General features: G+C 47.5%; 19 protein-coding genes and 1 pseudogene. 11 read left to right on the forward strand and 9 right to left on the reverse strand.

Translation table 11 applies throughout. From position 1 onward, the window contains the following. The first annotated feature begins 254 nt into the window (after nt 1-254). Nucleotides 255-1,451 (forward strand): lysozyme inhibitor LprI family protein, encoded by a 1,197-nt coding sequence (locus ACOCLE_RS06020; protein WP_419535933.1) that lies wholly within the window; start codon nt 255-257, stop codon nt 1,449-1,451. Nucleotides 1,452-1,536: 85 nt separating this feature from the next. Here ACOCLE_RS06020 and tnpC (ACOCLE_RS06025) read toward each other — a convergent pair whose 3' ends face one another. Beyond that, nucleotides 1,537-3,042 (reverse strand): IS66 family transposase, encoded by a 1,506-nt coding sequence (tnpC, locus tag ACOCLE_RS06025; RefSeq protein ID WP_419532963.1) that lies wholly within the window; start codon nt 3,040-3,042, stop codon nt 1,537-1,539. 63 nt (nt 3,043-3,105) lie between these two features. After that, nucleotides 3,106-3,270, reverse strand: coding sequence for a helix-turn-helix domain-containing protein (locus ACOCLE_RS06030; RefSeq protein WP_419535934.1), 165 nt, complete (start codon nt 3,268-3,270; stop codon nt 3,106-3,108). 174 nt (nt 3,271-3,444) lie between these two features. Between ACOCLE_RS06030 and ACOCLE_RS06035 the strand changes: the two genes are divergently transcribed. After that, nucleotides 3,445-4,353: a DMT family transporter gene (locus ACOCLE_RS06035; protein ID WP_419535935.1), complete on the forward strand. Its 909-nt coding sequence runs from the start codon at nt 3,445-3,447 to the stop codon at nt 4,351-4,353. Between the two features lie 93 nt (nt 4,354-4,446). On the opposite strand, the gene ACOCLE_RS06040 is transcribed toward ACOCLE_RS06035, so the two are convergent. Both ACOCLE_RS06040 and ACOCLE_RS06045 read right to left on the reverse strand, forming a co-directional pair. After that, nucleotides 4,447-4,914, reverse strand: coding sequence for a DUF2059 domain-containing protein (locus ACOCLE_RS06040; protein ID WP_419535936.1), 468 nt, complete (start codon nt 4,912-4,914; stop codon nt 4,447-4,449). A 362-nt stretch (nt 4,915-5,276) separates the two neighbouring features. Continuing rightward, a complete protein-coding gene (locus tag ACOCLE_RS06045) occupies nt 5,277-6,344 on the reverse strand; it encodes a protein kinase domain-containing protein (protein ID WP_419535937.1) in 1,068 nt (355 codons plus the stop codon). 126 nt (nt 6,345-6,470) lie between these two features. On the opposite strand from ACOCLE_RS06045, the gene tnpC (ACOCLE_RS06050) reads away from it, so the two are divergent. From tnpC (ACOCLE_RS06050) to aroC, 5 genes and pseudogenes are all read left to right on the forward strand, one after another. Beyond that, entirely contained in the window at nt 6,471-7,976 is a 1,506-nt protein-coding gene (tnpC, locus tag ACOCLE_RS06050) for an IS66 family transposase (RefSeq protein WP_419532963.1), read from the forward strand. A gap of 77 nt (nt 7,977-8,053) precedes the next feature. Next, nucleotides 8,054-8,731, forward strand: a pseudogene (locus ACOCLE_RS06055) (substrate binding domain-containing protein). 81 nt (nt 8,732-8,812) lie between these two features. After that, the gene (locus tag ACOCLE_RS06060; protein WP_419535938.1) at nt 8,813-9,529 is read left to right on the forward strand and encodes an SIMPL domain-containing protein; all 717 of its coding nucleotides are present in this window, start codon (nt 8,813-8,815) and stop codon (nt 9,527-9,529) included. A 131-nt stretch (nt 9,530-9,660) separates the two neighbouring features. After that, the gene (prmB, locus tag ACOCLE_RS06065; protein ID WP_419535939.1) at nt 9,661-10,608 is read left to right on the forward strand and encodes a 50S ribosomal protein L3 N(5)-glutamine methyltransferase; all 948 of its coding nucleotides are present in this window, start codon (nt 9,661-9,663) and stop codon (nt 10,606-10,608) included. 54 nt (nt 10,609-10,662) lie between these two features. Then, entirely contained in the window at nt 10,663-11,745 is a 1,083-nt protein-coding gene (gene aroC, locus ACOCLE_RS06070) for a chorismate synthase (RefSeq protein WP_419535940.1), read from the forward strand. Nucleotides 11,746-11,798: 53 nt separating this feature from the next. On the opposite strand, the gene ACOCLE_RS06075 is transcribed toward aroC, so the two are convergent. Then, entirely contained in the window at nt 11,799-12,314 is a 516-nt protein-coding gene (locus tag ACOCLE_RS06075; RefSeq protein WP_419535941.1) for a phosphoribosyltransferase, read from the reverse strand. Nucleotides 12,315-12,529: 215 nt separating this feature from the next. Here ACOCLE_RS06075 and dauA point away from each other — a divergent pair, with 215 nt between their 5' ends. Then, nucleotides 12,530-14,245 (forward strand): C4-dicarboxylic acid transporter DauA, encoded by a 1,716-nt coding sequence (dauA, locus tag ACOCLE_RS06080; RefSeq protein ID WP_419535942.1) that lies wholly within the window; start codon nt 12,530-12,532, stop codon nt 14,243-14,245. An 87-nt stretch (nt 14,246-14,332) separates the two neighbouring features. Here the strand turns inward: dauA and ACOCLE_RS06085 are convergent, their stop codons facing one another. Next, nucleotides 14,333-16,264, reverse strand: coding sequence for an AMP-dependent synthetase/ligase (locus ACOCLE_RS06085; protein WP_419535943.1), 1,932 nt, complete (start codon nt 16,262-16,264; stop codon nt 14,333-14,335). Between the two features lie 521 nt (nt 16,265-16,785). Here ACOCLE_RS06085 and ACOCLE_RS06090 point away from each other — a divergent pair. Continuing rightward, nucleotides 16,786-16,962, forward strand: coding sequence for a hypothetical protein (locus tag ACOCLE_RS06090; protein WP_419535944.1), 177 nt, complete (start codon nt 16,786-16,788; stop codon nt 16,960-16,962). Nucleotide 16,963: 1 nt separating this feature from the next. Here ACOCLE_RS06090 and ACOCLE_RS06095 read toward each other — a convergent pair whose 3' ends face one another. Together ACOCLE_RS06095 and ACOCLE_RS06100 are read right to left on the reverse strand one after the other, a co-directional pair. After that, complete coding sequence (locus ACOCLE_RS06095; protein WP_419535945.1) at nt 16,964-18,406, reverse strand: TrkH family potassium uptake protein; 1,443 nt, start codon at nt 18,404-18,406, stop codon at nt 16,964-16,966. Between the two features lie 196 nt (nt 18,407-18,602). Beyond that, the gene (locus ACOCLE_RS06100) at nt 18,603-19,580 is read right to left on the reverse strand and encodes an MDR family oxidoreductase (protein WP_419535946.1); all 978 of its coding nucleotides are present in this window, start codon (nt 19,578-19,580) and stop codon (nt 18,603-18,605) included. A gap of 103 nt (nt 19,581-19,683) precedes the next feature. Here ACOCLE_RS06100 and ACOCLE_RS06105 point away from each other — a divergent pair, with 103 nt between their 5' ends. Then, a complete protein-coding gene (locus ACOCLE_RS06105; protein ID WP_419535947.1) occupies nt 19,684-20,028 on the forward strand; it encodes a cupin domain-containing protein in 345 nt (114 codons plus the stop codon). A gap of 151 nt (nt 20,029-20,179) precedes the next feature. Continuing rightward, the gene (locus tag ACOCLE_RS06110) at nt 20,180-20,566 is read left to right on the forward strand and encodes a hypothetical protein (RefSeq protein WP_419535948.1); all 387 of its coding nucleotides are present in this window, start codon (nt 20,180-20,182) and stop codon (nt 20,564-20,566) included. 33 nt (nt 20,567-20,599) lie between these two features. Here the strand turns inward: ACOCLE_RS06110 and ACOCLE_RS06115 are convergent, their stop codons facing one another. Further along, the gene (locus tag ACOCLE_RS06115) at nt 20,600-21,490 is read right to left on the reverse strand and encodes a LysR family transcriptional regulator (protein WP_419535949.1); all 891 of its coding nucleotides are present in this window, start codon (nt 21,488-21,490) and stop codon (nt 20,600-20,602) included. Between the last annotated feature and the right edge of the window lie 410 nt (nt 21,491-21,900).

The following is a 21,900-nucleotide window of genomic DNA, read 5'->3' on the forward strand; positions in this document are numbered from 1 at the left end:
TATTGCTCTGGCCAAATGCACCTCAGTGTCCGGCAAAATAATTATCGCAAGTCTCGGATCAACGCCATTATTGAGAATACAATGATTGTGATAACTGAGAGCGTTGCTGACAGTCAGTTTTCTTTACAGTTCTTAATACAGCTACATTGATCTTCAGGTTAAGAGGCCGTCACTTTTGGACTGTTGCTCAAAAAGCAAGTTGGGTTGATGAATCAATGATCAAAAAACTATGTCTGGTTTTACTGGGCTGCTGCGTGGCTTTTTCTGTTAATTCTGTGGAGACAGATCCAGTCACTAGAGCAAATAAGCTCTATGAAGCGGGCAATAGAGACCAAGCTAAATCCTTGTACACATTGGCAGCGGAGCAGGGTAAGGCTGAAGCCCACTTCAGGCTTGCCTACCAATATATCCTGCCAGATGAGCAGCGCGCGTTTCACTACCAACAAGCCGCCTTGCAAGGTCATCAAGAGGCATTAAAGTATTATCTTGAAGCGGTCTTTTTTCGAGCTGGCAGCATAAAAATGTCTGATCCGAAAAGTGCTCTTGCTGCCTATCAGGCAGCCAAGAAACAGAATCCCAACTTGTCTCTTTATGATGAAGATCGAAGTGTCCAAATTCTCACCTATGCTGCTGAAGTGCCAGAGCGAGATATCGATGCCTTTTTCGATACTTATCAGGTAGAAGATGAAGATGGTAAGTGGCCTTTCTACGATGTATGGGAACTGGCAGAGCAAGCTTCAAAGGAAGGAGGTATATTTGGCAAACCAGACCCTGAGCTTACCTTATGGTTGATTACCCGTGGAGGACATGTTCCTGCTGAGCTGTCTTATGCGGTTAAGGATTACTATCAGCATTGGAAAAACAATCAAGTGGTACCCTTCGACATTTGTCAGTATGTGACCAGTGGCGATGGCGCTGGCTTTTGCGCGAGGCGTGTTGCTGATGAGCAGGAAATACGCCGGCAGAGTGACTTGGCTGCTCTAAAAGAGCAACTGTCAGGCGAAAACCGTGCTTTAGTTGATGTCGCCTATCAAGAAATGGAAGCTTTTGTTACCCTCAAAGCTTATCAAGAAGAAATGCACGGTGGTACGGGGCGATTAGCGTGGATATCGGAATCGATTCAGGAGCAGAAAAATCGATATATCGAAATGCTTGAAAAAGCCCTTCAGGGCAATATCGAACGAGTGGCGGCGCCATTGGCTGACACAGATAATAGGTTGAATACCACTTATAAAGTGGTAATGAGTAAGATTAAACAGCAGTCTTCAGGCAGTGAGATGCCAAAGCCTCAGGAGTTAAGGGAGGTGCAGAGGCAGTGGATCAAGTTCCGAGATGCAACATGCAGTTTGCTCGCTTCCATTGATCAGCAGTTTCAAGAGCAATGCCTTAATAGCTTAACGGCTCAGAGAGAGCAGCAGTTGGAAGATATTATGCATATACCGGAGATCTGATTCACAGTGCCCCACAGCTGAATATTACTGCCAGCTTGATGGCCTGACTGAGGGAGATACCCGCTCCACTCTAAATTAAAGGTAACTATTCAGCACCCAGCAAAGGCGTATTGTTGTAATTTCGAACCGCTTTAAGAAGCGCCTGAAATATGTTCAACCCCTGCTTTTTAGCAGATGATAAATAGCTTCGGATTCGGGTAAACATGGTACCTCCGTCTTCGCTTCTGAAGCAGCCTGAGATCTTCTGCTTAAGTTTGGCCATCCTGGCATCACGTTCACTGCCATTGTTATCGAAGGGAATTGAAAAGTCCGACATGAAGCGCAACGTTTCAACCTTAAACTCAATAAGCCTTTTGAACAGGTTGTAGGCCTTGGTATTCCTGACCTTCTTACGTCCAAGCACCTGTCGTTGTTTTTCCATATAAGCGGTTTCCTTCGTGAGAGCCCTTTGAAGGATTTGGTCGTATATCGTCTCAATGCGAAGCTGTATTGCACCAGGCATTTGAGTCAGACCGGCTGCTTTGTATTTCTTGCAGAAGTGCCAGGAGAGCGTAAGCAATTTCATCAGCCGCAGAGCCAGCTTATTCGCATCCCTATCGACAACTCCCTGAAGCTCTCTCAGATGATGGGCATTACAAAGCACATGCACTGCCGCATAGGCAAAGTAGGACTTCCAATGATCGTGAACCAGAATGCCTGCAAAAGTCAGCAGGATGCCCATTGCATCCATTGCTTCACAACCTCGCCTTTCTGAGAGGTAGTAAAGCGTCCATTGGTCATCTCGCATAATGTGTAACCACCACAGTGAACCGTCAACCCGCATGCCAGTTTCATCCGCTCCTGCAACCGGACTTTCTTGTAAAGCATCGCGGATACTCTGCTCAGTAGAGGCCAGGTTCTCATGGGTATAGGCAACAAAATTGGCAACAGAGCCTGCGCTGACACTCATGCAATAAATAGTATTGAAATACTCAGACACCCGGTGATATGGGATGAAGTGATACTGGTTTAAATGAACAGCCATTGCCTGAGTCACTTCTCCGTATTGAGCAGCGGCTTTCACTCCTTGGGGAAACTCAGCGGTGTTCCGTTTACCACAAGGACATACTTTAACGTCTGCCCAGTACGCGGTAACTTCAAATTCTCCGGGTCTACCTGGATCAAAAACCTGTCGCTCAATGTATTTGGTGGGTTTAATATCGATAAGCGAAGACTGGCAACAGCAACATTTTTCAACCTTCAGATGCCTGACATAATCGGGTAAGGCGACACGTCTCAAACAAGAGCCTTGATGACCTTTCTGGCCACCTGGTTTATTGCCTGAAGATGGTCTAAGGCTTTTGGGGTTCGGTGTTTCCTGTGAGGAGCAGGGGGCTTCTTTGGAAGATGTATCACCTTTATCACTCCCTTTTTTACTGGGCTTTTGATAACCATCTGACGATGGTGGCTTACTACTGTTTTGACTGTTTTTATTAACCCTTTCTTCCAGTTCGCTGCAACGTTCCCGTAAAAGCGCATTCTCGGTCCGAAGCTCTTCATTCTCTTTAAGGAGAGCTTCGGTAAACGGAGTAGCTGGGAAGTCTGGTTCCATACTGGAGATTTGTTAGAAAAATTGAGTATAAGATGATGGTCGAAAAATCAGAAAATTCCAGATTTATATGAAGGGTGCTGAATAGTTACCCAGCAGTTTGATCGAGAGGGCCGACTCCAGCCTTGAGATCTGTCGGCTCACCGCCGACGGCGTAACGCCAAGTTTCTTTCCCGCAGCAGTAAAGCTCTCACATTCAACAACAGTGACAAAAGCAGCCAGGTCCGGCATGAGCGAGATCAGTTTATTTGTGTCCATACGTCAAAAATCATGTTCTTTTAAAGGTCATTATAAACATCAAAGACATCTATTAGCATAAACATCAGGCTAAATTCACCATACCCGATAGAAAAAATTGAAAATCAAAATTTATCAACAATTTGTTGAGTAACAGTCAGATTTGCTATGTATACATTGATTCAAACAGGGGTTAATAATAACAAGCGACATCTGGCAGAGCTTTCTCTGCTGTTAGTCGCCATATTCTGGGGAACCAGCTATGGATTAACCAAAGAGGCGCTTACTTATGTCACAGTACTCGGATTTCTTACCATCCGGTTTCTGATGACATTCTGCATTTTACTTCCGGTACTATACAGAGAACTAAAGTCGGGTAACGCATACGACTGGAAATATGCACTACCAACAGGCTGTATACTGCTGCTGATCTTCCTCTGCGAAACGTATGGCGTGGCCAACACAACAGCATCTAACGCTGCCTTTCTAATCAGTCTTTGCGTTCTCATTACCCCCTTTATCGAATGGGTGGTATTCAAAAATTATCCCGGAGGAAAAATTTTTCTGAATGCCACTTTATGTCTGATCGGTGTACTTCTGCTCTCTTATAACCAGACAGTGGGAATTAGCATAAACCTGGGCGATGGTTTTATACTCCTTGCCGCCCTTTTCAGAGGGATTATGGTTATTGTCACCAGAAAACTGATGATTGAACGACAGCTCTCATCAATTAGCCTGACAGCGATTCAATCCGGAGTTGTTGGTGTCAGCGCATTGCTACTCTGCCTGATGATTAACCCGGAAGCCAATATCCATATTCCTACGTCCCCTGCATTCTGGTTCACCACTCTCTACTTAGTACTGTTCTGCACTATCTTTGCATTTTTTGCACAGAACTACGGTGTTCGTCAGACCTCGCCATCCAGGGTCGCATTACTGATGGGAACCGAACCAGCTTTTGGCGCAGCCTTCGCAATTCTATGGCTGGGAGAACACTTATTATGGCTGCAGATCCTGGGCGGGGTATTAATTATCGCATCCGCAACTTACAGTTCTATGGATAAAGCCCATGATTAAAGCTCTATTCTATCGAAGCCCATGGGCACCATGGGCAAGGATGTTATCCGATAACTGACTGGTAGAGCATGCGGTTCCAGAGTCAGACACTCATCACTGAGTTTCGGATAGCTGCAAACGTTCCGCTTCTGCAACAATCATTGCCTCCAGTTTATGCAGGTTTTCCTGAACCCGCTGAATTCCAATTTGCCCACCCCTAGCAAAAAGAACCGGCATTTTTTCAATCGTCTTCTGACCTACCGCTGTTTGATAAAATGCGTTCAACTCACGCAGCTCAGAAGCTGTAAACTCCTCGGCATATAGCTTGATCATCTCGGGCTTAAGGCTCTTATAACTCATAAACTCTTCAAAAAAATCAGCAATAACGGGCTTGAATGGCACTAGCGATGGATTCTGCTGCACCTGAAGATCCATCATCTGGGTCATCGATTGCTCTATTGCTCTTTCCGCTCCCATCACATTCAATAGTTTTTCTGCCTCTCTCTCAGCTTCGCTATTGGCCATGGAAAAAGAACTGAATGCCAGAAGTGTCCCAAACATCATGATACGAGCCAGTCTCATGAAAAAACCTTTTGTTGTAATTGTGAATGAGAGACTCTACTGAATTTGGTCATACTTTAAAAGGAATGGGTTGAGATGGCTATTGATTGAAAGTGCGGTCAGGGTATTTTCAAGTTACTACTTCAGATACGATTCACACTGTAGTCAGCATGCATAATGTTGTGTATGAACATTCTCTCTAGCTCAGCAAAGATAAAAAATACATGAGAGGTATTTTATGAAATACCCTTGCATACATCATAAGAATAGAAATGCCTGCGGGTGTTAATCAATCAGTTTATATCTGAGGGTCAAGTTAAAACCTGGGTTATATACATCTGATTTTTAAATCAAATCTTCCTGACCATTTAACACCATTTATATTAAGCTGCAGCGGCTGCAATAATATTCTCTATACGATCAATATCAGTACTCCTATTAATAATCCATGGGTGATTCATCATTTCTTGTGCCGTTGCTCTATGTTCAGCAATTGGATGCATGAAACGACACGCGTAATCAGCCATAGGCTTTAACACCTGCATTTTTTCATACATTTCAGTCGCCTTATCATAAAGGGGATCGAAAGTGGCGGGCTGATCTTTTTCTGATATCTGCATCATCAATTCATCAAAAGATACATCCTCTATCACTTTTTGATAAGAGCCATCCTCCTTTGGTGTTGTAAATGCCTTCATAGCCTGCCTGAATAGAAAGGCTTTTTCTGTCCTCTGGCTTGGTGCAAGGCCCTCAGTTTTCGCACCATTACTGAAAGCGTGTCCTTTCCCCCCCAGCAGGTAATCGTGCATCATGAACTGCATTTGACCCAGTGCATAATTATCGATCGCAATATTTGCTTTCACAGCATGTGCAGATCCCTGCAAAGAATCTATTGCTTCCGGAGGAGTATAATCCTCATGCCCACAAACCACTCGGCCGTCTCCCGCGCAGCTGGCGGACTGGCCAAAATCAATCAATTTCAATAATTTTGATTCAGAGTCCCACATAAAGTTCGACGCTTTCAAATCTCCATGAATTCTATTTGCCTCTTGCAAGTAAAGCATCGCATCCAGCTTTTGCTGCTCTAAAAAGGCTAAGGTATCACTCAATTCATGAAGAGTAATATCTCCCTTCTCAAATTGTTCGCAAAGCTTGTTGTTAAGTCCACTCAAATCAGGCCCTTGAATCAAACCAAAGAGAACCCCTTCTTCCTGATCAACTTTGGCAAACCCTCCACACTCAACAATATTTGGGTGTACTCCCAACGCCTCAAGAACCTCAACCTCATGTTTCAGTTTTGCCAGGTTGGCTTCTTTCTCTTCTCTCGAGTCTCCCTGTGCTGTCTTCAAGGCAAAATTACATGTTCTCTTATTATCAATGTCCTGTTCAACCAAATACACTTTACCAAATCTGCCACTTCCCAGCTCTTTACTTAAAACGGCGTTTTCCAAGTTTAAAGGTAGAGATGAAGCACCCGTTTCTTCAACAGTAACTATTCAGCACCCTTCATATAAATCTGGAATTTTCTGATTTTTCGACCATCATCTTATACTCAATTTTTCTAACAAATCTCCAGTATGGAACCAGACTTCCCAGCTACTCCGTTTACCGAAGCTCTCCTTAAAGAGAATGAAGAGCTTCGGACCGAGAATGCGCTTTTACGGGAACGTTGCAGCGAACTGGAAGAAAGGGTTAATAAAAACAGTCAAAACAGTAGTAAGCCACCATCGTCAGATGGTTATCAAAAGCCCAGTAAAAAAGGGAGTGATAAAGGTGATACATCTTCCAAAGAAGCCCCCTGCTCCTCACAGGAAACACCGAACCCCAAAAGCCTTAGACCATCTTCAGGCAATAAACCAGGTGGCCAGAAAGGTCATCAAGGCTCTTGTTTGAGACGTGTCGCCTTACCCGATTATGTCAGGCATCTGAAGGTTGAAAAATGTTGCTGTTGCCAGTCTTCGCTTATCGATATTAAACCCACCAAATACATTGAGCGACAGGTTTTTGATCCAGGTAGACCCGGAGAATTTGAAGTTACCGCGTACTGGGCAGACGTTAAAGTATGTCCTTGTGGTAAACGGAACACCGCTGAGTTTCCCCAAGGAGTGAAAGCCGCTGCTCAATACGGAGAAGTGACTCAGGCAATGGCTGTTCATTTAAACCAGTATCACTTCATCCCATATCACCGGGTGTCTGAGTATTTCAATACTATTTATTGCATGAGTGTCAGCGCAGGCTCTGTTGCCAATTTTGTTGCCTATACCCATGAGAACCTGGCCTCTACTGAGCAGAGTATCCGCGATGCTTTACAAGAAAGTCCGGTTGCAGGAGCGGATGAAACTGGCATGCGGGTTGACGGTTCACTGTGGTGGTTACACATTATGCGAGATGACCAATGGACGCTTTACTACCTCTCAGAAAGGCGAGGTTGTGAAGCAATGGATGCAATGGGCATCCTGCTGACTTTTGCAGGCATTCTGGTTCACGATCATTGGAAGTCCTACTTTGCCTATGCGGCAGTGCATGTGCTTTGTAATGCCCATCATCTGAGAGAGCTTCAGGGAGTTGTCGATAGGGATGCGAATAAGCTGGCTCTGCGGCTGATGAAATTGCTTACGCTCTCCTGGCACTTCTGCAAGAAATACAAAGCAGCCGGTCTGACTCAAATGCCTGGTGCAATACAGCTTCGCATTGAGACGATATACGACCAAATCCTTCAAAGGGCTCTCACGAAGGAAACCGCTTATATGGAAAAACAACGACAGGTGCTTGGACGTAAGAAGGTCAGGAATACCAAGGCCTACAACCTGTTCAAAAGGCTTATTGAGTTTAAGGTTGAAACGTTGCGCTTCATGTCGGACTTTTCAATTCCCTTCGATAACAATGGCAGTGAACGTGATGCCAGGATGGCCAAACTTAAGCAGAAGATCTCAGGCTGCTTCAGAAGCGAAGACGGAGGTACCATGTTTACCCGAATCCGAAGCTATTTATCATCTGCTAAAAAGCAGGGGTTGAACATATTTCAGGCGCTTCTTAAAGCGGTTCGAAATTACAACAATACGCCTTTGCTGGGTGCTGAATAGTTACACTGCTGGAAAGAACCACACGACAGGTCAGGATCAGTGAATCTGGAAAACCAACCTATGATTATTGTCGTGTAATGCTGGATTCGGCAAGGGAGGCTGTTCATGCGTCCGGTCATGATAAGTCGGATCCAGCGGGTTATCTCCGGATTGCCGTTCCAAAGGCATTTGGCAAGCAGGTTCTTGAACCCCTGATTTTTCCTTTTCTTGCCCAGTATCCGAATATCCGTCTTAAGCTGAAGATCACCGATTATTTTGTGGATCCGATTAAGGATGAAGTGGATGCCATCTTCAGGATCACTGATCATCCCATAGAAGGTCTTGTTTCACGCTCTCTGGGGCAGGTCGAACTTCAGCTCTGTGCAACGCCAGAGTAGTTGCGGCAGTATGGAACCCCTGAGCATCCCAAAGACCTGGTCAGACATAATTGTCTCTACCTTGGGGAAAAGACAGATGATAACCACTGGGAATTTGTGTGCGGGGATCAAAAAGTCCGGGTTGCCGTAGACGGTCAGTATGCCGTGAATCATACCGAAATGCGCTTGAATGGCATTCTTCAGGGACTCGGTATTGGTATGTTGCCCAGCTTTACAGCCGAGCCAGCGTTGCGGGAAGGGACGATTGTACAGGTGCTTGCAGACTGGAAAGTGATGGGGAATTACCAGGGCAGGATTAATATTCAGTACCCAAGGTCAAGGTATGTTCCTGCTCAGCTTCGCTGTTTTATTGATTATCTGGTAAATGAGATGACATGAGCGCGGAATCTGATAATTTAGCGGCTAGTCCTAAGGACGGGATTCGTTATTTTTTAAACAAAAGCATCAGGTGGAAGAAACATGAGTACCGGTAGAGTCAGTGCCTTGATACTGGGCATTTCTGTTTTTCTGGGGCTTTCCTGTCTGGGGTATTTGTTGGCGAATGCTGCCATTGAGTACAAGCAGTATGAGAGAAGTGTAACTGTCAAAGGGTTGTCGGAGAGGGAGTATCAGGCAGACGTTGTGATCTGGCCGATTCAGTTTTCAGCGGCAGATAATGATTTGAAATCGCTCTATGGCACGATTGAGAGCAACACTAGCCGAATCAGAGCATTTCTGGAGAGGAGTGGTATCGCTGCTGATGAAATCAGTCTGATGTCGCCTGATATTACTGATAAATCGGCCAACCAATATGGCAGCAGCAGTCGTCCGGAGTTTCGCTATACCGCCCTGCAAACCATCACTATTTATTCCAATAATATTGAGGCGGTACGCTCGGTGATGGAGCGGCTCTCGGACCTCGGTCGGGAAGGCATTGTTTTTACCGGGGGAAATTATGGCTCACAGCCCGAGTACCTGTTTACCCGGTTGAATGATGTAAAGCCGGAAATGATTGAGGAAGCGACCCGCAAAGCCCGGGAAGTGGCTGAAAAGTTTGCTTCAGACTCGCAAAGTGAACTGGGCAAAATCAAGAGAGCCTCTCAGGGGCAGTTTTCGGTCAGCAACCGTGACCGAAATAACCCGCATATCAAGAAAGTCCGGGTGGTTGCGACCATTGAGTATTATCTCTCCGATTAAGGTTACCTGCTAACTTTTAAACAGTCGTTACCCGCGAGCAAGGAATATGCTATTTTATGCCGCCTATATAAGGCAGTAAGGGTTCGACTCACCGTGAAAATCCCGGGAGTTTCGAATCCGAAGGAGCAAATGTGACAGGTTCCAATGAGTCCTGCGAAGGACTGGTGTCTATTCGAGACTTTGTACGCTGGGGAGCGAGCCGTTTTAATGAGGCGGGTTTGTTCTTTGGTCATGGCAGTGATAATGCGCTGGATGAGTCCCTGCATCTGGTTTTCCAAGTGCTGCAACTGCCCTGGGATCTTCCCGACAACTATCTTGACAGTCGTTTAACCCTTCGTGAACGTGAAAAACTGGCCAACCTGATTGAAGAGCGGGCGGTCAGTCGTAAACCCCTGGCCTATCTTGTGAACCAGGCGTGGTTCTGTGATATGCCGTTTTATGTGGACGAGCGGGTTCTGGTTCCCCGTTCCCCCATTGCTGAACTGATTCTCCAGCAGTTCCAGCCGTGGCTGGGCGATGTAGAGATCAGCCGTGTGCTTGACCTGTGCTCAGGTTCCGGTTGTATTGGCATTGCGGCAGCGCATGCGTTTCCTGAATCTCAGGTGGATCTACTGGATATTTCTGAAGATGCGCTGGAAGTGGCCAATATCAATATTGATCGCCACGAGCTCTGGGGCAGGGTACAGGCCATTAAGTCGGATTTGTTTGATTTCTTTGATGCCTTGCCAGAGCGCCCACGGTATAAACTCATTTTGAGTAATCCACCTTATGTGGATGCTGAAGATATGTCCGATATGCCGGAAGAGTTTACCCATGAACCAGAGCTGGGTCTGGCCGCCGGAGATGACGGACTTGATTTCGCCCGTTCCATTCTGGCGCAGGCCGGTGATTACCTGGATGAACAGGGGCTGCTGGTACTGGAAGTGGGCAACAGCCAGTGGGCTTTACAGGATGAGTATCCGGAAGTACCGTTTGTCTGGCCTGATTTCGAAAAAGGTGGTCATGGCGTTCTGGTTCTGTCCGCTGAAGATTGCAGAAAGTATCAGTCTTTGTTCAAGAATCGGTTAAAAGCCCTGTAATGGGCTTTTAAGGTTTTTAGATTTTTCTGAAAATAAGAATGAGATCGCTTAAGTATGGCAGGAAATAGTATAGGACAACTGTTCAGGGTCACTACCTTTGGTGAGTCCCATGGTCTGGCGCTGGGTTGCATTGTTGACGGTTGCCCCCCGGGGTTGTCAATCACCGAAGCGGATCTGCAGGTTGATCTCGATCGTCGTAAGCCGGGTACGTCCAAATTCACAACCCAGCGTCGTGAGCCGGATCAGGTTAAGATCCTGTCTGGCGTCTTTGAGGGAGTGACCACCGGTGCCCCCATTGGTCTGTTAATTGAGAACCAGGATCAGCGTTCCAAGGATTACTCCAATATCAAGGATCTGTTCAGGCCAGGTCATGCTGATTACACCTACACCCATAAATACGGTGTTCGGGATTATCGTGGTGGTGGCCGTTCATCCGCTAGGGAAACGGCCATGAGGGTTGCTGCCGGAGCCATTGCCCGCAAGTACCTGCAGTCTCAGGGTATTGAAGTGCGTGGCTGGCTGTCCCAGATCGGTGATATCCGTGTTGAGAAGCTGGATTGGGATGAAGTCAGAAATAACCCGTTTTTCTCACCAGACGCGGACAAAGTACCGGAAATGGAAGCGTTGATTACCAGTCTTCGTTCGGAAGGTAACTCAGTAGGTGCCCGGGTTTCCGTCATGGCGACCGGTGTCCCCCCCGGGCTTGGAGAACCCGTCTTTGATCGCCTTGATGCAGATCTGGCACACTCTCTGATGAGCATTAATGCCGTGAAGGGCGTTGAAATCGGTGATGGATTTGCCAGTGTCGGCCAGAAGGGTACAGAGCATCGGGATGAGATTACCCCAGATGGCTTCCTTTCAAACCATGCTGGTGGAACTCTGGGTGGTATCAGTTCCGGGCAGGATCTTGTTGCGCATATCGCCCTTAAGCCAACGTCCAGTATTACCACCCCAGGCCAGTCCATTAATATGCAGGGTGAGCCGGTTGAGGTCGTGACCAAAGGGCGCCATGATCCCTGCGTAGGTATTCGTGCGGTTCCCATTGCGGAAGCGATGATGGCGATTACGCTGATGGATCACTTTATGCGGCATCGGGCACAGAATGCGGACGTGGTCAGTCCGGCACCGGTTGTTTAAAACATAAAAAGGCTTCCATCCGGAAGCCTTTTTTATTTGCAGATCAGCGTATTTTATTGGCCAAATGCATCAATGTTTTCGGCATCCCAGGCATAATTGATCCAGTAATCTTCGATCTCTTCGCCCACAAAGAAGTGCTTGAGCTGTTCAGGAAGCTGTCCTTTCTTTTCCTTCTTTTTATTGTGCACGACAAAGGCAGAAAACTCGGCGCCAGGGTGACTGTCGAACAGATGCTGAAGAGTAAACTCGAGCGTTGTCCTCTCGTCGTCTACCTCATCAATCACCAGTACCTTCTTACCGGTCAGGTCGATGTCTGTTTCCAGCCACTGCAGTTTGATGGGCTGACTGGCTGGCGCTGTACCGGTCTCATCGCTGTATCGAGACAGAGAAACGATCAGAATAGGGCGGTTAATGTAGGTCCGCATGATGCGCGCGGGGATCAGGCCGCCACCACCGATGGCCAGCAGATAGTCGGGCTCATAGCCAAGTTCGGCAATGGTTTTGGCCGTATTGCGGATGGTGTTATGAATATTGTTATAGGTAAAGTTGTATTGCTGAATGTTTGGCATAGAAGATCGGCATCAGGCCATAGGAAAATAAATCCGAGAATTTTATGGAAGTGTTTACCATTCTGCAATATACAACCTGGCCTCTCTGAATATTTCTTGCTGACGGGTGGAAAGTAAGAATAACTTGGCGACACATAATACGCATAGTCGCCGTCAGGATTTAGGAATATTATACCTCGCCTTTCTTCCCCTCTTACCTTGAACAGGCCATTACCGTGCCACATCGAGCCCATCTACTGTCATTGAAACTCTGCCATGCTCTGAGTCAGGCCTGCATTGCAGACAAGTATACTGGTAAGCGCTTTGCCAACGATCTTCTGGCGGGGTTGACCGTCGGGATTATTGCTATTCCATTATCCATGGCACTGGCGATTGCCAGTGGTGTTGCGCCGCAGTACGGTCTTTATACGGCGATCATCAGTGGGTTTATTATTGCCTTGCTGGGTGGTTCGCGTTACAGCATATCTGGCCCAACTGCGGCTTTTGTCGTACTGCTCTTTCCCGTCGCTGAAAAATTTGGTCTTGCCGGGCTGTTACTGGCAACAGTAATGTCCGGAATCATTCTGGTGCTGATGGCACTGATGCGCCTCGGACGTCTTATCCAATACATACCGGAGTCAATTACACTGGGATTTACTGCTGGTATTGGTGTTGTGATTGCGACGCTTCAGTTGAAAGATTTTTTTGGGATGACCGTTAGCGCCATGCCAGAACACTACTGGGAGAAAGTAGCTGTTCTGGTCAATGGTGCAGGCAGTACCCACTGGCCAAGCCTGCTGATTGCCGTTGTGACATTAGCTGTGATGTTGTTATGGCCGCGGTTACGGCTACCTGTTCCCGCTCATTTGCCGGCGGTGATTATTGGTAGTTTATTGGCCCTGGTGATGGGGCGTTATGGCTTTGAGGTTGAAACCATTGGTAGCCGGTTCCAGTACCTGTTACCTGATGGCTCCATGGGAATGGGGATTCCACCTTTCCTTCCCGAGTTTGCCTGGCCCTGGATGCAGGCAGGTGTTGATGGGCAGCCGCTGGGAATCAGCTGGTCTTTGGTTCAGGCGTTATTGCCATCAGCGTTTGCCATCGCCATGCTGGGCGCTATTGAATCGCTGTTGTGTGCGGTTGTTCTTGATGGCATGACGGGCACACGACACAGTGCAAACAGTGAGCTGTTAGGGCAGGGTGTCGGTAACATTGTTGCGCCATTTTTTGGCGGGATTCCAGCCACCGCCGCCATTGCCCGGTCGGCCGCCAACGTGAAAGCCGGGGCACAGAGTCCGGTGTCAGGTATGGTGCACGCGTTGGTTGTACTGCTGGCGCTGGTAGCGCTCACCGGTATTCTTTCTTACATACCCATGTCGGCGATGGCCGCCCTGCTGTTGGTGGTTGCCTGGAACATGAGCGAAGCGCCTAAAGCCGTACACCTGTTGAAAACGGCACCGCGCAGCGATGTGCTGGTTTTTCTGGTCTGTTTTTTCCTGACCGTGGTCTTCGATATGGTCATTGCCATCAGTGTCGGTGTTGTACTGGCAGCATTGCTGTTTATGAAAGAAGTTGCTGAGATGATACAGGTCAGGGATATCACCAGTGATAAGCGCTATGTAAATACACCAGTATCAGAAACGACAGCCGTGCTGCGCATTGAGGGGCCGCTGTTTTTTGCTGCTGCTGATCATGTATTTGGAGAGATCAGTCGTTTAAGTCAGGATAAACACACAATCGTGTTACAGATGGAAAGCGTCTATCTGCTGGATGCAGGAGGGCTCTCTGCACTTACTCGATTGATTGAGCAGTGCAGGAAGAACGATACTCGGCTATTGATCAGCGAATTACAATTTCAGCCATTGAAAACACTGGCCCGAGCCGGTATTGAGCCTGTTGAACGGGTAGTGAAGTTTTATCCTTCATTGAATGATGCCCTGGTGGAAGTGTGAGTCGACCTGTATAAAAAGCAGTGTCATTAGAATGAAAAAAGGCATCCAAATGGATGCCTTTTCTATGGTGCCTGAAAAATACAATTGTCAGGCTTTTGCCTTGGAAGCGTACATTGCCTCTATCTCTTTCTGGAAACGCTTCATGATAATTTTACGACGCAGTTTCAATGTCGGTGTGATCTCACCCAGTTCGATTGAAAACTCCTTCGGTAAAAGTGTGAATTTTTTCACCTGCTCAAATTTGGCAAGCCCTTCCTGTACCTTAATTACACGCTCCTGAATCAGCTCTTGAATACTGCTGTGTTGAATCAGCTCCTTGTGATTCTTGTATTTCAGGTTCAAGGCTTTTGCGTGTTCTTCCAGTGCTTCGAATGCAGGTACAATCAAGGCGGTCACATAGTTTCTGGCATCAGCGATAATTGCAATCTGCTCGATAAAGCGGTCTTTGGTCAGGGTGCCTTCAATATATTGAGGGGCAATGTATTTACCATTGGACGTCTTCATCAACTCCTTGATGCGCTCAGTCATGCGCAGTGCACCGTTTTCATCGATCAGGCCGGCATCGCCAGTATGCAGCCAGCCGTCAGCGGTAAAGGTTTTGGCGGTCTCTTCCGGCTTTTTGTAATAGCCGCGCATTACGGTATCGCCTTTTACCTGGATTTCACCTTCTGCACCGATGCGCACCTGTATGCCTGGTAAAGGAATACCACAGGAGCCAAATTCAAATTCAGTATCGCGGAAGCAAGTCACGGTTGCTACGGTTTCGGTCATGCCGTAACCGACTTTTACATCAATACCAAGGGCATGGAAGAAACGGTTGATGTCGTCATCAAGACGAGCACCACCACAGGGCATAAATCGGATATTACCGCCCAGGCCTTCTCGAATTTTGCTGAATACCATTTTATCCGCGATTTTGTTGAGCTTCTCCAGATATGCAGGAGCGTCATCACCCTTGCGGCGGTATTCCATATTGGCAGTGCCAATTTTTACGGCGGTATTAAAAATCATGCGCCTAACAAATGGAGCAGTGGATACTTTCCCGTGAATGGTTGTATAGACCTTTTCGAAGAACCTGGGGACGACGCACAGTACCGTTGGTTTAACGGTTTTCAGAGCCTCACTGACCTGATGAGGGTCTTTAAGGTATACATTGGTTGCACCACGGGCCAGCGCATAAAAACTCCAGGCGCGCTCAAAAATATGGCTGAGTGGCAGGAAGCAGAGAGAGGTATCCAGACTGTCCAGATGGATGATCTGGTCATGACCTCGAAAGCTGGCCGCCATATTGGCGAAGTCCAGCATAACGCCTTTGGGCTCGCCAGTAGTGCCGGAGGTATAGATCAGAGTAAACAGGTCTTCCATGCAGCGGGCAGCCAGTCTTTCTTCGAGAATGGCCTGTTCTACACCATGCTGGATAAAGTCATCAAAGTAGAGTGCCTGCGGGCAGCTTGCAATATCAACTGATCGGTCAAAGACAACAATGGTCTTTAACGTGGCTGACTGAGCCAGCAACTCAAGCGCACCCTGGTATTGTGCCTGCTCACCCACGAACAGCAGAGAGGCTTCTGTTTCATCCAGAATGTATTTGACCTGTTCAGTGGTGCTGGTGGGGTACAATGGCACGGTAACCAGTCGTGCCTGAAGGCAGGCCAGGTCGGCTACTGTCCACTGAGGCATATTCTGGGACCATATGCCCACTTTTGCCTGTACACGAAGGTTATGTTTCAGCAGTGCACGGGAAGCCTGGTCAATCTTTTCACTGAGCTGATGCCAGCTGACTTCCTGCCACTCGTTTTGATGAGCATCTTGATCAGAGCTTTGAGTGGCGAAGCGCATGGCGATATGTTCCGGGCTGCGCTGGGCACGATCACGGATCTGGCTGATCAGGTGCATGTTCAAGGGAGAGTTCATCGGCACAGAAAGTATTCTCAACAGCTGGATGAAAATGTAGACAACAAAATGATGGAAGCCTGATGTTACAGGATGACTTGGAATACCAAAATTGATCCAGATCATTTTTGGTGACATCCAGAACGGGAAAATGTAACGGTTAGTAACGATTATTACTGGACGTAAACAAACCCCATCATTTTTGTGGAATGGGTGTAGATTATACCATCACTGAGTCTGCTGAATCTGTTTTATATCTTCTCCAGTCTGGAATCTTGGCCCAGATGAATAATACTCATATGCTATGTTTTAGATTGATTCTCTGATGAGAGGCAAGTCGATGGTGATGCCCGTGTTGAGCTTCTTTATTTCCGTGTATTTGCAGGGAAATTGTGTTCAGTGGTGCTGATGTTGGCTGCCGTTGGGCCTGTATACAGTTTACAGGTTATCTCTGCTTATACTGGTGACTTCTGGCCGGATAACATTGATGGAACGCATTGCTTCCCGGAATATCATCGGTTAATAGCGGATCAGCAAAGGGCAAGGTTGCACTGTATAAGGTTCAGGTAAGTGAAGAGCCGCTCGAAATTCATAGTAATGACCGGACCTTTTTTCTGATAGGACGACTGAATTCATAAACTTCTGTGGTGAGTCTTGCCAATGGTGATGCCGTGCTGAACTTTGCAAAACCGGCTGAAGAGTCCGCAGATCGCCCTAAAGTCTGGATTCTTAATGAACATAGTCACTACTCATTAACAAACCAGATTTCGGGTGGGGAGCCTGCCTACTTAATTGAACTGAGCCCGAAACCCATCAGTGAGTAGGTTATCCTTTCCAGAACGCAGGCGTAAAAAGCACAAGAACCGTAATAACCTCCAGTCGGCCAAGTAGCATCCCGACACTTAATATCCACTTGGCTGCATCAGGTAGAGAGCTGAAATTCCCGGCAGGACCAATGATGGTTCCCAGACCGGGGCCAACATTGGCTACGGCTGTGGTAGCTCCTGTGATACTGGTAATAGGGTCGAGATCACAAAGGGACAGCAAGAGGCTCATCAACGCAATAAGTAGAATGAAAAAGAAGCTGAAACCGATCAGAGACCGGAGTATTTCACTGCTGATTTGCTGGCCATTATAGGTTTGTACAAAACAGGCCCTTGGATGAACCAGTTGCTTTAGCTGAATGTTCAGTAACTTTCCTCCAATCTGAAAACGAAAAATCTTGATGCCTCCTGCCGTTGAACCGGAGCAGCCTCCCACAAACAGTAGAAAGAAAAACATCAGATTGGAAAAACCGCCCCACAGCGTGTAATCACCATAGGCAAACCCGGTTGTGGTGACTGTTGAGGTGGTATTAAAAGAGACAAGAGTCAGTGACTGTAGAAAGGTGTAGTCAGAGTGAAAGCATAACCAGATGCTCAGAACCAGCCAGACGACAAGAAGAAAACCAATAAAGGCCTGTACCTGGGTATCCTCATAAAAGCAGCTGACTTCACCCCGCATGCAGCGAACAAACAGAACGAAGGGCAGGCTGGCAAGGATCATGAAAATGGTGCTTGTCCAGATGATAAACGGGTTTTTGAATAATCCCATGGACGCATCTGAGGTGGAGTATCCGCCGGTTGATACCGTGGTCATCGAATGGTTGATGGCTTCAAACCCGGTCATGCCTCCCAGGAAATAAAGGTAGGCGCAGATAGCTGTCATGATCAGATAGACAGTAACGATACGCTTGGCAATGCTGCCTGAGCGAGGCATGGCTTTTTCGGACCAATCGGACGATTCACTCTGGAACAACCTCATGCCACCTACTTTGAGAAATGGCAGAACGGCAACAGCCATCACAATAAAACCAATACCGCCAAACCATTGCAGCAGTGACCTCCAGATCAGTACGCTGGGGTCCATGTGATCCAGCCCGGTCAATATGGTGGATCCAGTGGTGGTAATACCCGACATGGTTTCAAAAAAAGCATCGGTGTAGCTGATGGGGAGTTTGAACCAGAAGGGAAGTGCCGCAAAAGTGCATACTGCCAGCCAGCAGAGCGTGGTCAGTACAAAGACCTGCCTTGGTTTCATATTGAAATGTTCTGGCTTGAAATTGATGGTCAGGGCACCGCCTGTAATCAGAGTAATGCCAGCAGCAGCCACAAATTCCCAGATATCAGAGTCACCTGTCAGCAGATCGTAGATGACAGGAATCAGCATAAATTTGGCCATCGCGGTCAGGAACAGGCCAATCACATAGAGTACTGGACGGTGGTTCATTCTTTTTAAATGGCAATAACTGAGAATAAACGCCTTGAACCCTGGGGGTCTGTTGGACTTTTTCGCAGGTAGGTCAGCGTTAAGTCCAACAGGCTCCTGAGCTTAAACAGCGGTACAAGGCGTGGAGGATCGGTCAGATGCTGTTGGGTAACCGCATCTGACGAGTCTTGGAGAAGTTTAGAAGCTGGAAGTGGTATTACAACTTAATCAGTGTTCTACCGGTGACTTGTCCATTGGTAATTGCCTCTGCCAGTTCGGGCACGGCATCCAGTTCAACTTCCGTGGCAGCGTCGCTGTAGAATGACTCTGGCAACAGTTCGGCAATCCGGTTCCATGCCTGCATACGTTTTTCAAATGGGCACATTACCGAGTCAACACCCAGCAGTTTTACGCCCCTCAGAATGAAAGGCATCACGGTGGTTGGCAGATCAAAACCACCGGCCAGGCCACAGGCGGCGACAGCGCCTTCGTAGTCAACCTGTGCAAGTACTTTGGCAAGGACCTTACTGCCAACGGTATCAATGCATCCTGCCCAGAGTTGCTTTTCCAGTGGGCGGGCGGGCTCAAGGAGTTCTGCCCGGTCGATCACCCGATCAGCCCCGATGGACTTTAACCAGTCACTGTTTTCTGGACGACCAGAAGCAGCCACTACCTGATAGCCCAGTTGGTCCAGCAGGGTTACGGCGACGCTGCCAACACCACCGCTGGCTCCGGTGACCAGAATTTCACCTTTCTCAGGCGTAATACCTGCATCTTCGAGTGCCATGACGCAGAGCATGGCGGTCAGGCCTGCGGTACCAATAACCATGGCTTTGCGGCTGTCCAGCCCAGAAGGCATGGAGACCAGGTAGTCAGCAGGTACGCTGGCTTTTTCTGCCATGCCACCCCAATGATTTTCACCGACACCCCAGCCAGTCAGGATAACGGAGTCGCCAGGCTGATACCGGTCGTCTTTTGAAGAGATAACCTGACCTGCATAGTCGATACCCGGCACCATCGGGAATTCACGGATAATCTTTCCTTTTCCGGTGATGGCCAGACCGTCCTTGTAATTCAGTGATGAATAGTCAACACCAACAACGACATCCCCTGCTGGCAGGGTGGCTTCATCCAGCTGTTCTATGGAAGCGACAGTGTTTTTGTCCTGCTGGTTCAGTACTAACGCCTTGAACATAAACGACAATCTCTTAAAAAGGTGAGAGCGTGAACTATACTCCTGCAACGGGCAGGCAGCGAGGGCTGTTTCTATTTTATTTGACTTCAGGCAGGCATGAGCGATGGATATTACATTGTTGAAAGAGAGTCACACGAATGACATTAATCAGGTCATTGAATATCCGCAGAACGGTTCCCCATTGGTGTCTGTCTTCAGAGTTGAGTTGGCTGCAGGTGAGAGCAGTGGCTGGCATATGCACAATGTTCCAGTAATTGCCTATATCCAGTCCGGTTCGTTTGAGCTTCAGGTTCAACATGAAATGAGTAACCACTTTCAGAGTGGAGATAGTATGTTTGAGCCGGTAGGGGTCCCCATTAATGTTACTAACAAAGGTAATGAACCGGGGGTAGCGATCGTTGTCAAAGTAGGTAGCACAGAGCAGACTGCAACCGTTTATTTAAGCTGACCACTTGTGTAAAACCATGGGTAAGCTATGGTTTTTATCGGGTGCTCTTCCTGCTTTACCAAATGTATGGGTTAGTTCAAGCGTTTGCTGTAAATAATGGTCAGGTGTGGTGGAGTGTATTTTCTGGAAACCTTTCGAATAAGAATGAGCTATGACCCGTTTCTTTCTGGCATTTCTTTACTTATTAATCATTGAAATGCTACAGCCCTCTTGGTCTATCGCTTGTGAACAACCTCTGAAATCAGGGATTCAGTCTGAGCGGTTTCCCCAAATTGATAATAAACAGGTCCGAACCTGGCGAACCATCATTGCACCTAATCAGCCCTTGAAGCTTCATCGTCATGAATATCCAAGGGTTGTTACGGTTCTCAGGGGAGGGGTTTTGAAGTCCGTTACCGAGTCAGGGGAAATTTTAGCGGTTCGTCATTTCAAAGCTGGAGAGTCGTATTGGTTGGATGCTGACCCACCTGACCAGTTGCACGCCTGCGTTAACCTTGGTCCAGGCGTTATTGAAGTGGTTGTTACCGAGCTGAAGTAGAGTCTTAAAGATACATGTCTAACCAAAAACAGATTAGCTGTTGTCTTTGTGTTGTTTCAATAATTCGATAAAGGCTCTTGCGGCATTCGATAAGGTTCTTTTTGGGTGAAGGATATACCCCAGTTCCCGACTTGGTGGTGATTTGACTCCCTTGAGCTCAACATTCAGGACGCGCAGATCATCATCCTGCATCGTCAAAGGGAGTATGCACCAGGCCAGACCGATAGCAGCCAGCATACGCAGGGTTTCCAGATAGTTGGTGGACATGGCCGTCTGCAATTTCAAGCCTTCCTGGTCAAACAGGTTTTGTACTACCTGATAGGTAAATGTGTTTCTGCCAGGCAGTACCGCTTGATACTCACTCAGCTGTTCTGTTGAAACGGTTTTCAATCTTGTCAGAGGGTGATCTTTTGCTGCCATAAAACCCAGAGGGTCATGCCAGAGTTTTTCAGAATAAATAGTTGGGTGGCTGTCCGGAGACAGCGTAATAATACCGAGCTCTATTTCACCACGGCTCAGCATTTCATAAGACGCTTCTGAATCAACAAACCGGATATCCAGTTTTACGTCGGGAAACAATCTGGTGAAGGTTTTCAGTATATCAGGCAATCGTCGTAAGCCGATGTGGTGGCTGGTGGCAATGGAAAGTGGGCCTTTCACTTCACCACTGAGGTTGATGATTTCCAGTTTCGTATCGTGAACCAGCTCAAGCATCTTTCTGGCTCGGGGTAGCAGGGCTTTACCCGCTTCATTCAGCGTGACCTGACGGCCTATTCGATCAAACACCGGCGTGCCCAGCTGCTCTTCCAGAGCCGCAATCCTTTTACTCACTGCTGGCTGGGTCAGAAACAGTTTTTCACCCGCTTCAGAAAAGGATCCTGTGTCGACGATGGCCAGAAAAGCAGTGAGATTGGTGGTATCCATAACACCCTTTTTGAGTCAATTGATTCCAGAAAGTTATCAATAGCATAAAAAAGATGAATTTGAGTAATTTTTTATGAGCGACTAGGATACGCAGTATCAGGCTCTGTTGACATAAGGTTACAGACTCAGCTCAAACCAGAGCGTTCGTGTCCAGGCGCTGGAACGCAGGAATACCAGTGTCTTTCAAGTTCCTGCAACGACGTCACGGGCGCTCTGGTTTGAGCCCAAAGGGTGGCTCGTATAGCCGCCTTCCAGCTTCGTTGGACTGGTTTGATGTAGAACCACTACACCTGCACCAGTCCGCCTTGTGGAAGACGGCTATACGAGCCACTGAGTCAGCAACCTTATGTCAACGGAGCCTTAGGATAAGCCGAAGTCTTTTTATAAAAACGCTTTAAAACTGCTTATAA

The organism is Endozoicomonas sp., from assembly GCF_965196975.1.
In the GTDB taxonomy this organism is placed as follows: Bacteria; Pseudomonadota; Gammaproteobacteria; order Pseudomonadales; family Endozoicomonadaceae; genus Endozoicomonas.